General features: G+C 38.0%; 11 protein-coding genes. 7 read left to right on the top strand and 4 right to left on the bottom strand.

The features are described from left to right. Positions 1 to 79 precede the first annotated feature (79 nt). Together P8596_RS18125 and P8596_RS18120 are read left to right on the top strand one after the other, a co-directional pair. Complete coding sequence (locus P8596_RS18125) at positions 80 to 3,613, top strand: tetratricopeptide repeat protein (RefSeq protein ID WP_279724546.1); 3,534 nt, start codon at positions 80 to 82, stop codon at positions 3,611 to 3,613. Between the two features lie 506 nt (positions 3,614 to 4,119). Then, complete coding sequence (locus P8596_RS18120; RefSeq protein ID WP_279724545.1) at positions 4,120 to 5,112, top strand: hypothetical protein; 993 nt, start codon at positions 4,120 to 4,122, stop codon at positions 5,110 to 5,112. Between the two features lie 448 nt (positions 5,113 to 5,560). Here P8596_RS18120 and P8596_RS18115 read toward each other — a convergent pair whose 3' ends face one another. Continuing rightward, positions 5,561 to 6,889: a purine-cytosine permease family protein gene (locus P8596_RS18115; RefSeq protein ID WP_279724544.1), complete on the bottom strand. Its 1,329-nt coding sequence runs from the start codon at positions 6,887 to 6,889 to the stop codon at positions 5,561 to 5,563. Between the two features lie 241 nt (positions 6,890 to 7,130). Between P8596_RS18115 and ald the strand changes: the two genes are divergently transcribed. Continuing rightward, the gene (gene ald, locus P8596_RS18110; protein WP_113969681.1) at positions 7,131 to 8,249 is read left to right on the top strand and encodes an alanine dehydrogenase; all 1,119 of its coding nucleotides are present in this window, start codon (positions 7,131 to 7,133) and stop codon (positions 8,247 to 8,249) included. Positions 8,250 to 8,406: 157 nt separating this feature from the next. Next, on the top strand, positions 8,407 to 9,087 hold the full coding sequence (locus tag P8596_RS18105) for a metal-dependent hydrolase (RefSeq protein WP_279724543.1): 681 nt from the start codon (positions 8,407 to 8,409) through the stop codon (positions 9,085 to 9,087). Between the two features lie 226 nt (positions 9,088 to 9,313). On the opposite strand, the gene P8596_RS18100 is transcribed toward P8596_RS18105, so the two are convergent. Continuing rightward, positions 9,314 to 9,706, bottom strand: a complete 393-nt coding sequence (locus tag P8596_RS18100) for a MerR family transcriptional regulator (RefSeq protein WP_279724542.1) — start codon at positions 9,704 to 9,706, stop codon at positions 9,314 to 9,316. Between the two features lie 271 nt (positions 9,707 to 9,977). Between P8596_RS18100 and P8596_RS18095 the strand changes: the two genes are divergently transcribed. Continuing rightward, positions 9,978 to 10,709, top strand: coding sequence for an SDR family oxidoreductase (locus P8596_RS18095; protein ID WP_279724541.1), 732 nt, complete (start codon positions 9,978 to 9,980; stop codon positions 10,707 to 10,709). Between the two features lie 640 nt (positions 10,710 to 11,349). Here P8596_RS18095 and P8596_RS18090 read toward each other — a convergent pair. Further along, on the bottom strand, positions 11,350 to 11,682 hold the full coding sequence (locus P8596_RS18090; protein WP_279724540.1) for a hypothetical protein: 333 nt from the start codon (positions 11,680 to 11,682) through the stop codon (positions 11,350 to 11,352). Between the two features lie 350 nt (positions 11,683 to 12,032). Between P8596_RS18090 and P8596_RS18085 the strand changes: the two genes are divergently transcribed. After that, entirely contained in the window at positions 12,033 to 12,275 is a 243-nt protein-coding gene (locus P8596_RS18085) for a hypothetical protein (RefSeq protein WP_261750025.1), read from the top strand. A gap of 108 nt (positions 12,276 to 12,383) precedes the next feature. Continuing rightward, entirely contained in the window at positions 12,384 to 13,703 is a 1,320-nt protein-coding gene (locus P8596_RS18080; protein ID WP_279724539.1) for a DRTGG domain-containing protein, read from the top strand. Between the two features lie 242 nt (positions 13,704 to 13,945). Here the strand turns inward: P8596_RS18080 and P8596_RS18075 are convergent, their stop codons facing one another. Further along, entirely contained in the window at positions 13,946 to 14,251 is a 306-nt protein-coding gene (locus P8596_RS18075) for a YtpI family protein (RefSeq protein WP_061809474.1), read from the bottom strand. Between the last annotated feature and the right edge of the window lie 88 nt (positions 14,252 to 14,339).

The following is a 14,339-nucleotide window of genomic DNA, read 5'->3' as shown; positions in this document are numbered from 1 at the left end:
TTGGATATAGTGGTCAGGCCATCGGTACGTGACCACTATTTTTTTCTTGTTAGAAAAATGAATGGAGAGGATGATTTACATGGACCTTGCGAGTAAACTTGCCTCGTTACTTTTCTCATATTCGTTACCTCACATTAAAAATCAAAAAGTAGTAAGAGACTTGCAGGTAAAATGGTTAAAAGATAATTATTCCCAAAAAACCAAGCTTATGTTTGAAGCTGCAATAGCAGATGCAAAGACTTCTGTTGGAATTCCAGATGATTTGATTCATGAATTATTAGAAGACAAGCAGAACCGTGCAGAAGTATTTCGATGGATAATTGAAGGTATGTCATATGATCAATTCAAAGAAGATAGGTTAAACTTAATACCTTATATGGAGCGTTACCCCAATCAGCAGGATTTTATAGTTCCATTTTTTATGCTAATTCTATCCCAATTGATTGATTATAAAGAAAAATATTGGGACCCGGAATTTTTGCAAATTTTAAGTAACGTTCAGTTGATAAACGATGCTATTCATAAGGGTTTTGAAAGAGTGGAAAAGTCGCAAGAAAAGGTTTTCGATAAGGTTGAAGAAACAAATTTTCTCTTAAAGAGTTCCTTGGAAACTGTTGGTTATAAAGATCTAAATGAGTTAATAAACGAAGGAAAAACAATTAAAGCACGGGAATTAGCAAAAGATAGATTGAGAAAAAAACATCTTAAGAAGGAGGATATGAGAGAACTCAATGCGATTATTGCTACAAGTTTCATGACAAGCGGCTTTGAAAATGAAGCTATACCATATCTCTATACAGTTGTTGCTCTTTGTGAAGATGATGCAAGAAAAAAGAGAACTGAAGCTTTGATCAAATTATTACAAAGAGATTTAACTGGAGCTCTTTCATTAATTCAAGAAGCTATAAGTAACGAAGGCAAATCAAAAAAAAATGATGAAATTCTTATCAATATCTATATTCAACAGGAAGAGTTACAAATGGCAGCAAAGCTAATTAATGAGTCACAAGAAGATGAGTATGACTTTCTTAAAGGACAAGTGTTTTTGTTCTTAAAAGAATATGATGAGGTAATAAAGTTAACTGATATGAAGTTAACAGATGAAAATGAATTAAGAGATTGGCTTATGCTGAAAGTAGAGGCACTCGTTTTAAAACAAGAGGAACAGATAACTGAGAAGAGTGACTATACAAACATAAATAACACCTTTGAAGAAGTCATACCAATATTAGATCAAATAGAATATGAAAATGAAAATGAACGGCAGTTAATAAGAATAAATGAATTAAGAGCAAGTATATATTTTAGAAAGAAGAACTTCACGGAAGCTGCAACTTATTATAGAAAAGTGTACGATAAAAAAAAGCATGAAGAGAAAGATTACTTTAAAAACTTAATCACCTCTTATTATTTGGATGAAAATTGGTCGGAAGCAATATTGCTGTTAAAAGAAAGGCTTTCAAGTGGTTTTTGGGATATTGAGGATATCATATTCTTTGCTAGAATTTACATTGATTCAGGATTACCAGAAAAAGCAGTAAGTTTATTAAAATACAATCAACTATACTTAAAAAAGAAAGACAGCGAATATATTTCGTTCATTTTTACGTTAATCGAATCACTGTTTATGTCTTTAAAACATACTGAAATTCATGACTTGTTAGACGGGTTAGAATCTGAAAATGAGATAGATATATATAAAGGGCATTACGCCATGCTTCAACATGACTGGGACAGTGCAGTGAAATTTTTAGAGAAGGGGGTTATCAATCTAAATGGAGAAGCACAAATTGAAGTCAAATTAGAATTAATTCGAGCATATGAAAACAGAGGAGAAAAAGAAGACTATCAAAAAATAGTAACTCTAGTTCCGACGATTCCTCACTGGATGATGCATGAATCTCTTTTTAATAGATATATCCATGCACTTTTTCAAATAGGAAGGTATGAAGAGTTGCTATCTTTTTACAAAGGTGAGCAGGTTCCCTATAAAAGTACTCTCTTATTTGACTTGGCAACAACGATATATTTCAACTTACAGTGGTATGAAATTGCAAAAGTAAACTATAAGAGTCTTTACCAGGAAACAAAGAATATTAAGTACCTTTTTAGATATTCAAATTGCTTATTTCACCTTGGAGAAACCAAGAAATGTCTACAAACATTATCCAATGCAGAACAAATGGTGGAGAAGAACGGAAATATTGAGGACTATAACTTAATAAGTATTGCTTATTTGGAAGCGACTCAATATAGAAAATCTTTAGAATATGCATACAAAACATATATCGCAGGGCAAAACATTCCTAGAGTTTTAAGATTTTACTTTTGGAATTTCCTACAACTCACACAATTTGTAGAAAATCCAGAACAGGAATGGGTAGATGCATATCAGAAAATTTTTGAGGAGTTTCATACACAATTTCCAGAAGAAGAACCGTTATATGAACAACACAAGGCTTTAGAGGAAAATGGAGAGCTATCAGAAGAAATTTCTAATGTCTTGAAAAAGACAGCTTCACAAGCTGAACATTCTCAAAATTTATACAAAGTATATAAGATTCCAGGGATGCTGTATGCAGACATTTTAGATAAAGGGTTATTTGAAACTTGGGGGCATATTGCTGATGACCCAACACTTGATATATGGGTGTATACTGGGGAACTAATTGAAATACAAAAGGGAATAAGGACAATAAGAAGCAGCGATAATATACTATGTGATATTTTCACCTTACTAAGTTTCAACCAAATCGGACTGTTAGATAAGTTAAGCAAAAGTTTTAATTTATATATTTATCAGGACCAATTCGAAAAAATCTTTGAGGAATATACTCGTACAAAACTGGTTCAGGAGAATGGTGTAAAGACGATATCTTATCAAAATGAGAAAATAGTTATGCATGAATTCTCTTCAGAATATGTAAAACAGACCCTTCAGTACCAAGAGAAATTTATTCAATGGTTAAATGAGAACTGTATAAAGGTCGGTCAAGTGATCACTAATGATTCATTAAATGATAAGAAGCAAAGTAGTTCAGTCCCTTTAATTGACAATATAATGATGTTAGCAAAAAAGAACTCGTTCTCACTGGCAATCGACAGTACAATAATTAGAGATCTTGGTAAAGAGCACTATTCTGTTCAATCTTTTAACCTTGTTGATTTCTTATACCATCTACAGCTGAAAAAAGAAATTTCAACTGATGATTTTTATGAAAAGTTAGGGACTTTAATGAGGATTGGATATGTCCTATTGCCTATAAGAAGCGATGTTTTTATTCATCATATTGAAAAGAACAAAAATAAATTAAATGAAGAACTAACATTACTGTTTCAATATTTGAAGAGAAGAGAATTCTCTGAGGATTACATATTAAATATAGTTACCGATTTACTTAAATGGATATGGTTAGAAAGCATAAGCCACCTTGACCGATATCAATTGACCGATTATTTATGTATAGTTGTAACTTTCCAAAAAAATAAAAGGGATACTGTTGAAAAAATATTAGAAATATGTCTGGGGAAATTTGGTCCTTTAGTACAACACCAATATGAAAAAATGGAATTATGTATTTACCAATGGTTAAAGTCCCAAGCGATTATCTAGTAAATAGTATTGAGCCATTTGAAGTATACCCCCCACCACTTTACAGAATGATAACCCGTTCGGTTGAGAGGGAGAAACTAATAAATTGCAAGGTAATTCATGGTACAATTTGCATAGCATTTTGTACCGCCTTTTTATTGATATGGCAATGATTATGGTGGTTTTGTATGTGAATTCGAATACTAATTTGCAACTTTACTTTCACTCTATACTTGAAATCTTCTTGAATGAATTTTTCAATGTGTTATATCCTTTCCATGATTAGTTAGTAAAAATATTTGTTTCGGTTCTCTTAAGAGGTTTTTATTAGCAAACTTTCAATTTTTCACTCCAGTTTTGATACTTAAATATGGGTGTCAAATGTATCTAAAGACAGATATAACAAAATCAGAAACAATTTGACCTAAGGTATAGCAATTAAATTACAAACAGGAGTTATTCAAAAAGGGAATGAAGTAGCTTTATGGGAAGAAAGAATAATTTTAAGAAGATATAGGTGATCAAATGTGAACACTGCATTAATTTCAGGTCTTTTTGCTTTAACTGGGGCAATAATTGGCCAGGTAGTTAATAATAGACTAACAATTAAAAGGGAAGACCAAAAGTATAAAAAGGAAGTTTATCAAGAACTTTACTCTCCTATTTTAAATGATCTTTACGCTATTGTGGATATTACTTTAAATTACCGGAAAGGCCATGATATAAAACAAGAAGTTCATGAAGAGGATTACTGGGGTAATGTGTTACATTTAGTTGAAAATAATCTCAAATATGCTAGTCCGGAGGTAGTTTCGGCATATCAAGAGTTGAGTAAATTTCAATACTATGATGATTTCTCAGGATTTATGAAAGAGGTATATAGATTAGAATTTGCCTTAGCTATATTAGATGCTGTGTATAAGGTTGTTTCAACGACCAATATAATGGATAACGTACAAATTCAAAAAATCAATTATTATAGAAATCTTTATTTAATATGGGTGTATATATTACGTAATGTTCATCAAAGCCAGTTAGCGATTCATGCTATGAAACATTACTGGATTTACGAAAAAGAGGAATTAACAGGCGAATTTTATGAAAATACCAAAAGGAGATTTGAAATAGCAGACCAGAAATATTTTTCAAATGTTTTTAAAGAAGTAATCTATCCAGTCGTAGGTAATAACCTGAAAGAGATGTTTGATTCAGAAGTGATGACATTGTTAAATAAAGATACTGAACTAATTAATAGTATTAATTCTTATTACACTTACGATCATTTAGTAATGAATAAGCGAATAAGAGACAGATTTTTAGAAGAAGTTTACCATTGGAAAATATACAGAGGTCGTAACTACCTGCACAAGGTAGAAACAAAAGAAATTTTTTTTTATAGGCAGATAATAAAATATTGGATTGAAAAGGGCTATCTGAATGAGAAAGAGAAGATGGGCTTTACCATTTTATATATTACGGCAAACGGCATTGATTATGTGGAAAGAGAACTTTTACAGTGATTTATGTCATAAATTTATGGGTTCTAAAGTTTACTCTAGCATCCGAATAATTGGGTGTTTTTTTATTTGAAGAAAGGATGATTAATAAAATAACACAGATGCTTCAAAGATTCCAATTATACCCATTATAAGATATATATTTTATTTTAGGGAGTGTGTTTGCCTTATGTCTTGTTTTTATAGCTGCATTCAAATTTTAATCTGCAAGATTATTTCAAATAATGTTGGTCATTTAAGTGAGTAGAAACTGTTTCATTTCAACTGGCGGTTACAGCCTAGTTTGGATACATAATGTGTAGTTAATTCGAGATATTAATGGAACATTATGGCGGACATAAATAATGTTTGCAATATTTTAGTAAACGGACAAGGTAATTTACAATATCCACTTCTTGAATTTTATTGAACAAGAAAGAGTGAACTTAACATACAGGTTCACTCTTTTTCCTTAACCAAGTTTCTGAATAGGATGCTGTTCTCCCACTCTACTTCTTTTTTTACTAAACACATAGATAACAGAAGTCGTGATAAAACAACTAAACCCCGGCGAAAACGAATCCGGAATCACCAAATACAACACCATCCCAATCCCCAACACAACCAACGCCTCACGATTAAAATTCGACTCCCCACTCGCCAGCCTCACAAGCGCACTCTCAGAAATCCTACCTCTCCGAATAACCAAATAATCAGCCACCACAATCGCCGATATCGGAATAATCAGGATTCCCAAATAAGAAATATACTCCTGCGCATTATAAACCAGCTGCGGAAACGAACTTAAAATAATTCCGGCAATACTGAACAACAGTGCACTTTGAATCCGCGACAGGGACGGCAGTGCATTCAGTAGACTGTATCCCCCTGTATACGCATTACTAAGATTAATTGAAATCATCGATACCATTGCACAAGCCGTGATCACCAATAGAAGCAGACTGGAGTCAGTCAGTTGCCCAGCTGCCACGAATGGATTCAGATCTTTGAACAAGCTGGCACTCAAACCTCCAAGCAGTGCCGTCATCATGAAGCCGACAACGTTTCCTCCATATAGTCCCCAGAATCCGTGGCGGTCACTTTTGCTGTAGCGGGTGATGTCGGAAGATGCGCTGACGCCTGAGATGTACTGGACGAATACGAGGCTTGAGTAGAATAGGAACGTTCCGATGGAGAAGGGTTCCTGGCCTTGTGTTAGTGTTGGGAGGGAATCGGCTCCTTTTGTTAGGAACAGGTAAAGGATGATTCCCTGGCCGATCACGAGGATCGGGATGAATAGTTTGGTCGCTTTTTTGACGGCTTCGAAGCCGATGAGGGCTAGAAGGGTCATGATGATGGCGAGTCCGATGGCGACCGGGACGAACGGTATGGTATAGGGTGTTACTTTTTCCACCATGGAGATGATGACGAAGGTTCCTCCGATGGTTTGGACGCTGAACCAGTAGAGGGACGTCAGGGACCGGATGGGGGATGCGATGAGCATCGACAGCCGGGTTCCGATGATGGATCTCAGGACGTATTGGGCGGGCAGTCCGTAGCGGGAGCCCGGTAATGATAAGAATGATACGAATAGGAAGGCGACGCTTGCTCCGAGTACGGTGGCAAGAAATGCTGCCTGAAAGGATAGTCCGCCTTCCAGGACGGCGAGTGCCGGGATGAGGAAGTTTCCTGCATTCACGGAGAAGGCGAGCTGTATGATGAAGTATTCGATCCATGTGGTTGATTTTAATTCCGGTGGGACATTTTCGAGTCCGAGCCGTTCGATCATGGGTTGTTTCATAATTTGGTCTCCTTTGGGTATACTAGGATGCATGGTTTCTATTTTAAAGAATTTTTGAAAAAAAGCGAAGAAATAATCATTTATTTTTTTAAAGAAAAGTAGAGATATTTCCTTATTTATTTGTTAGAATGTAAGTGCTTACAGGATGAGTAATTGCCCTTCGCTATTATATATGAATAGTGTTATATTTAGGAAGTGAATGCTCCAAGGAGCAATAGTGCATTTAGGAGGTTGGCTTAGTATGCGTATTGGTGTACCAACGGAAATTAAAAACAACGAAAATCGTGTGGCCATGACGCCGGCTGGTGTTGTGAACCTTGTTCAATTCGGACATGAGGTCTACATTGAAGCTGGAGCGGGAATGGGTTCAGGATTTACAGATGAAGATTACAAAGCAGCAGGTGGACACATCGTTGATTCTGCAGCGGAAGCATGGTCCATGGATATGGTCATGAAGGTAAAAGAGCCACTTCCAAGTGAGTACTCTTATTTCCGCGAGGGGCTTATCTTATTTACATATTTACATCTTGCTCCAGAGCCGGAATTAACGAAAGCGTTAATTGATAATAAAGTGATCGGAATCGCGTACGAAACGGTTGAACTGAATCGTGCCCTTCCATTACTGACTCCGATGAGTGAAGTGGCTGGACGTATGGCGACTCAAATCGGTGCCCAGTTCTTAGAGAAGATCCACGGTGGAAAAGGTGTATTACTTTCAGGTGTCCCTGGGGTTCGCCGCAGTAAAGTAACGATCATCGGTGGAGGAGTGGCCGGTACAAACGCAGCGAAAATGGCTGTCGGACTTGGTGCCAATGTAACGATCCTTGACCTTAACCCGGATCGCCTTCGTCAGCTGGATGATATCTTCGGTAGTGACGTAACAACGCTTATGTCTAACCCGTTAAATATCGAACAAGCTGTCAAAGAAGCAGACCTAGTGATTGGTGCTGTACTAATTCCAGGAGCGAAAGCACCTAAATTAGTAACAGAAGACATGATCAAAGCGATGACGCCTGGTTCAGTTGTAGTCGATATCGCCATCGATCAAGGTGGAATCTTCGAAACAACAGACCGAATCACAACGCATGACGATCCAACATACGTGAAGCACGGCGTTGTACACTATGCCGTTGCCAACATGCCTGGTGCCGTACCACGTACGTCTACCATCGCATTAACAAACGTAACCGTCCCTTACGCGGTTCAAATCGCAAACAAAGGCTACAAAAAAGCGTGCTTAGATAATGAAGCTCTGTTAAAAGGTATTAACACATTGAATGGATATGTGACATACCAGGCTGTTGCTGAGGCGCATGATGTAGACTACTCAGATACTAGAACTCAATTAGAGCAACAATAACAACAGGAAGCCGACTGCATGGGAATGTTCAGTCGGCTTTTTGTGTGCAGAATTCTTCATCTATGATCAACCACTTTTAACTTTATGAATTTCGGGTATAACATAAAAGTAGCAAACGAAAATAAAAACAGATAAGTTTATTTGGAGGAGAGAGATTATGAAGATTTCATATCATGGACATTCAGTAGTGAAAATCGAAACAAACGGTAAAACGATCCTGATCGATCCATTCATCAATGGAAACGAACTGACGGATCTGAAAGTGGATGACGAAAAGCCCGATGTCATCATCCTTACACACGGTCACAATGATCACGTAGGGGATACAGTGGAACTTGCGAAGAAAAACGATTCACTCGTCATCGCCAACCACGAACTGGCGACCTACCTAAGCTGGCAATTAGTGAAAACCCATCCGATGCACGTTGGAGGAGCTTATGAATTCAACTTCGGTAAAGTGAAACTGACTCAAGCCTTCCACGGTTCGGGTCTCATCACAGACGGAAATGAAATCATCTACATGGGTATGCCAGCAGGCGTTCTCTTAATGATTGAAGGGAAGACGATCTTTCATGCAGGGGATACAGGATTATTCTCTGATATGAAGCTGATCGGGGAGCGTCATCCAATCGACCTTGCCTTCCTACCGATCGGGGATAATTTTACGATGGGACCAGAGGATGCGGCAACGGCAGCAAGCTTCTTGAAAGCGAAGAAAGTCGTGCCGATTCATTATGATACATTCCCGCCGATCAAGCAGGATCCGCATAAATTCGTTGAGATGCTTGAGGATTCTGAGGGGCAGGTTATGAAGGCTGGAGATGTTATTGAATATTAATAAGTAAGAGTGGCAATTTAAGTAGTTCTGGTATTGAGGAGAAAACTGAAAGTTTCTCCAGATTAACATATGGCTTAGGAGCCTAAATAACAAAAAAGCTTGGGAGTATCCTAAGCTTTTTTGTTATTTTGTTATTCAATTAAAGCCCCCTATAATGGAAGAATTGATCTCGAGAAATCTTTCAGTTTTTAAGTAAAGGTAGAAAAGGACTCATACCATCAACTTTTCAATCATTGTGTGGTGGAGGAGTCTGTCTGTATCCTTTTTCTATAATTTCATACATGGCTACCTTATAACTTATAACTTCTAGGTGTTTGAGATCCTCATTAATCTTATTCTGCACCACTAATTTATGCTGCATCATAATTTCCTTTCGTTGTGATATAGTATCATCTCCAACTTCGTATAAATCAAGATACTCCTTAATTTTGGAAATGGGCATTCCTGTTGATCTTAAAGTGCGGATGAAATTTAGTGTCTCAACATTTTTTTCGTCATATACCCTATGTCCATTGGAATCACGAGAAATATTTTTCAGTATTCCTTCTTTTTCATAGTATCTAAGGGTATTCGCAGTTAGATTTAGGTTATCTACGACATATTTCATTGAATATGGCATTTGATTTACCTCCTATCAAGTTATAGTTACTATAACACTAACCCTACTAAAAAGGGAAAGTTAAACTTCAATAACCTTTATTTAATAATGCTATCTTAAAAAGTTTGACTTATTGTTAGAATAATAAATTACACTAAAGTAGAACTATTGATAGAGGAAATTAAAAACTGACTCAGAAGTGATAAAGTTTAATTCAAAGTGGCTTTATTTAAAGAATGGAAGGTTGGATTCAAATATCAATAGTATTAAGTCCCCAGTAGATGAAGGAGGAATGATTGTGTCAAATATTCAAGACAAGGTTATTATCATTACCGGCGCAAGCAGTGGAATGGGAAAAGCAACTGCAATTTTGTTGGCAGAGAAAGGTGCTACGGTAGTTGTTGGAGCGAGAAGAAAACAACAACTTGATGAATTGGTCACCGCTATTACTTCCAATGGTGGTTCAGCAAGTTTTCAGGTAACCGATGTGACAAAACGTAGCGATGTTGAAAATTTGGTAAAACACGCTGTAAATACCTATGGAAAAGTTGATGTGATTATAAATAATGCCGGTGTTATGCCGATTTCCCCCCTTGACGACCTGCTCGTCGAAGATTGGGAAAAAATGATCGACGTCAACATTAAAGGCGTTTTGTATGGCATCGCAGCAACACTGCCTGTATTCCGCAAGCAGGGTAGCGGGCATTTTATTAACATTGCTTCTACTGCAGGACATAAGACTGTAACAAAACAATCGGTTTACTCAGGTACTAAGTACGCTGTACGTGCCATCTCAGAAGGTTTGCGGCAAGAAGCGGGAGATAAGCTGCGGGTGACGATCATTTCACCGGGTTTGACACGGACGAGTGTCGTGGATACTACGACAAATCCTGAGTTAAAAGCCCGGCTTGAGGACATTGCTATGCCTGCAGAGGCAATTGCCCGATCGATTGCATTTGCAATTGAACAACCGGCTGAGATTGATGTGAATGAGGTCATTGTCCGCCCAACTGCGCAGGTGTAAATATAAGTAGATCGGAAATCGACTGGTTGATTTTCTAATACAATATCCGAAAATTGTTACTTAAATTCATGTCTTCTGCAATCTGGGTGCGATTGTTTAAGGTCATAGATAGATATGATCAAACTTTTTTATAAAAACTTCCCCCCCATCTACAAGCCAAGAATCCGTTTTGACCAATCTTTTCAAAACGGATTCTTTTTATTTGCCAAAAATGTGACTTTGAGAGATAAATTAGCTTAATACCCTCATATTACACATGCGGAACAGACTAAATTTAGTTTCAAGTAAGTATTTATCTCGAAACTGAGTCTTCAACTATCCTGCCCTTTAATAGAACAAGGCAGATGAATTAGAATATCTTCGTTTTCCTTAATGAATTCTACAATAATTTAGTCAAGCCATTTTAATATAATAATTGTTAAGAAGATGATAGCTATAATAATTACTTCAAATTTATTATTATTTTTTCTTTTTCTGAATGAATCTTTTTTATTGGGCTTCTCCATTTCTGACCTCCAAATAGAATAAGACCTTTTTTATATCCAACTATTTCAAAAATGAGCAACTTACTCAAGAAAAACGCTAAACGAAAAAAAGCGTATCCATGATCCGGATAAGCCTCGCCTTTGTTTAACAATAACTAATTTCCATATTTATCGGTCCTAACTGGAATACCGTGTTCCTTAGGATGGTTAAAGATGTCTTCATATGCCAATGAACTAACAACCTCAAATGTTTTAGTATCAGGATTATATTCAAAAACGACAAGTTGTTCCCAACCACTTCGAATGCCAGTATCAATAACCCCGACTCTATTAGGAGCAATTTGAACTACTCTACCGCCTTGGTTATTTACATCCACATTTGGTGTTGGCGATTGAATGTATCCCCTTGAATTTATTTTAAATGCAATAACAATCAAGCATGTTAAAATACCGATTAATAATACTTTTGTAAAATTATCGTTAGCCATTTTATCCTCCTAATATATCGCCTAATTAGTGAGATCAAAACGAAATTTCCTCACCTTCAATATTAATTACTAATACCAGGCATAGGCACCTTTTGTATTAATTCTATGCATATATGAGAAGCAATTTCCCCCTTATCCTCAGCGAATCTAATACTCAATTAATTTCACCTCTTGTATATTTTTCTCAATTCAATAAGAACTGAATTTTCTCAATATTTAAATGTATATTACCATATAATGTTATAAATCATTAGGCTTTAGTTGCAACTTATTGCCTTTTTCTCACCTTTACACAACATCCTCCACCCACTCGCATATACATGATACAAGCCTAGAGAGGAGGGAAATGTTTGAAACAACGTTATATACTCTGTTTACTCATCACAGGGGCACTCATCTACTATGGAGCTCCACGTATGTCTATTTTTGCAGAAGGCCTACAAGGGTACTTCGCTATCGGCTGGCTCATACTCGCCACCTGCGTCCTGGCCGGAAACCTAGCCGCCCTGCTTTACACTCCGAAAGGAACAGGCAAGGGTAAGAAGTTGAAATCGAAGCCTGTTCGGAAAGTGAAATCACGATCATTTGGGTAAAGAAAAACGGGGCTTGTATCACTCAAAGCCCCGATTAAATTGAAACACCGCGCTTTTCACATTATAATAAACATATTAAGTAGGACGTTATAAAGAAGGGTGAAAAGCTTGGCTACAAAACACGAACAAATACTGGAGTACATAGATACCCTGCCTGTCGGAGAAAAAATCTCCGTCCGCCAGATCGCAAAAGCACTGACCGTCAGCGAAGGAACGGCATACCGGGCGATCAAAGATGCCGAAACGAAAGGCTACGTCAGCACCATTGAACGCGTCGGAACGATCCGCATCGAACAGAAGAAGAAAGAAAATATCGAGAAGCTCACTTACGCAGAAGTGGTCAACATCATCGATGGACAAGTACTCGGTGGACGATCCGGCCTGCATAAGATGCTCAACAAGTTTGTCATTGGAGCCATGAAGCTTGAAGCCATGATGAGATACACAGAAGCGGGGAACCTCTTGATCATCGGGAACCGGAACCAGGCTCAGGAACATGCCTTGAGTGCAGGAGCAGCCGTCCTGATCACCGGTGGATTCGATGCAGACGAAGACGTTAAGAAGCTTGCCGATGAACTCGAACTCCCGATTATCTCTACTTCCTATGACACCTTTACCGTCGCCACCATGATCAACCGTGCGATTTATGATCAGCTTATCAAGAAAGAAATCGTGTTAGTGGAAGACATTTTAACGAAAGTGGACGATACGATTTATCTGCATCTGGATGACACGTTGGAAGAATGGTACGAAAAGAACCAGTACACGTTCCACAGTCGTTTCCCAGTCGTGGACCGAAACTTGAAAGTCCATGGCATGGTGACGTCAAAAGACGTCATGGGACAGGAAAAGTATGCGGGGATCGATAAAATCATGACGAAGCAACCAATCACTGTCAGCCCGAATACGAGTGTCGCATCCGCCGCCCATATCATGATCTGGGAAGGGATCGAATTACTTCCCGTCGTCAATGAACAGAACAAGCTACAGGGAATCATCAGCCGTCAGGACGTCCTGAAAGCCCTGCAAATGATCCAGCGTCAGCCGCAGGTCGGGGAAACGATCGATGACCTCATCTCAAATGCAGTCGAAGTAGTAGGGGAGAAGAAAGACAACAAAGAAATCTACCAATTTGCCGTCACACCGCAGATGACAACGGGGATCGGGACGCTTTCCTATGGTGTCTTCACCACCTTAATGACTGAAGCCGCCAACCGTGCACTGAAGCCATACAAAAAAGGCGACCTCGTCATCGAAAACATGACTATTTACTTTATCAAACCCGTTCAGATGGAAAGCATACTCGAAATCCATCCAAAGGTACTCGACGTCGGGAGAAAATTTGGTAAAGTGGATGTAGAAGTATATAACGAAGGCGTACTCATGGGGAAATCCCTGATGATTTGTCAGCTGATTGATCGACATTAGGTCTTTATATAATCAAGAGTGATTGAGAGTAGGATATAGTGAAAAACTCATGTTGATTGGAGCGGAAGATGCTCGACTCCTGCGGGAAATGTGTGGAAGTTGAGACCCCGGAAGCGAAGCTGAGGAGGCTCAACCCACACCCCGCGGAAAGCGAGCATCTGCAGCGGAAATCAACCACTACTCACTCATCAAAAGTGCTTACAATCAAAAAAAGACTAGATAAACATCTAGTCTTTCAATACTTATTGGTTATCCAGTTCCTTCGCTTCCCTCTGTGCAAAAGGAAGCACATGCTTGTACATTTTATATCCAGCCCAGCAGCTACCAAGTCCTAAAAGGATGAACAGCGTGCCGATGACATACGTCAGTGTGCCTGGGAATAAAAACAGCTGATTGATCCCGAACAGGGCAACGAACAGCCCAAGGGCAATGCTTGCTTTCGCAGATAACCATTTCTTTTCCATCGGTCGTCGTGTCCGCACTTGTCTTATTTTATAAAAGACATAGAACGTGAACGTAACGACAATCAGTAATGCGAGAAAATACATAGTTTTTTGTCCTCCATCGTTGACATCTCTCGCTACTATTTTACAGATAACGGAGCAGAATGCCAAATATAAATTCAACTACAAAGGA

Origin of the sequence: Rossellomorea sp. DA94 (assembly GCF_029834455.1) — a bacterium.
Taxonomy (GTDB): Bacteria; Bacillota; Bacilli; order Bacillales; family Bacillaceae_B; genus Rossellomorea; species Rossellomorea vietnamensis.
The sequence above is the reverse complement of the archived record's forward strand: the minus strand, read 5'-3'. Positions and strand labels throughout refer to the sequence as shown.

What these genes read in the sequence shown, in the direction of transcription:
- P8596_RS18125 (WP_279724546.1), top strand. Translation starts at nt 80, where the DNA reads ATGGACCTTGCGAGTAAACTTGCCTCGTTACTTTTCTCATATTCGTTA.
- P8596_RS18115 (WP_279724544.1), bottom strand. Translation starts at nt 6,889, where the DNA reads ATGAAACAACCCATGATCGAACGGCTCGGACTCGAAAATGTCCCACCG.
- ald (WP_113969681.1), top strand. Translation starts at nt 7,131, where the DNA reads ATGCGTATTGGTGTACCAACGGAAATTAAAAACAACGAAAATCGTGTG.
- P8596_RS18105 (WP_279724543.1), top strand. Translation starts at nt 8,407, where the DNA reads ATGAAGATTTCATATCATGGACATTCAGTAGTGAAAATCGAAACAAAC.
- P8596_RS18100 (WP_279724542.1), bottom strand. Translation starts at nt 9,706, where the DNA reads ATGCCATATTCAATGAAATATGTCGTAGATAACCTAAATCTAACTGCG.
- P8596_RS18095 (WP_279724541.1), top strand. Translation starts at nt 9,978, where the DNA reads ATGATTGTGTCAAATATTCAAGACAAGGTTATTATCATTACCGGCGCA.
- P8596_RS18090 (WP_279724540.1), bottom strand. Translation starts at nt 11,682, where the DNA reads ATGGCTAACGATAATTTTACAAAAGTATTATTAATCGGTATTTTAACA.
- P8596_RS18075 (WP_061809474.1), bottom strand. Translation starts at nt 14,251, where the DNA reads ATGTATTTTCTCGCATTACTGATTGTCGTTACGTTCACGTTCTATGTC.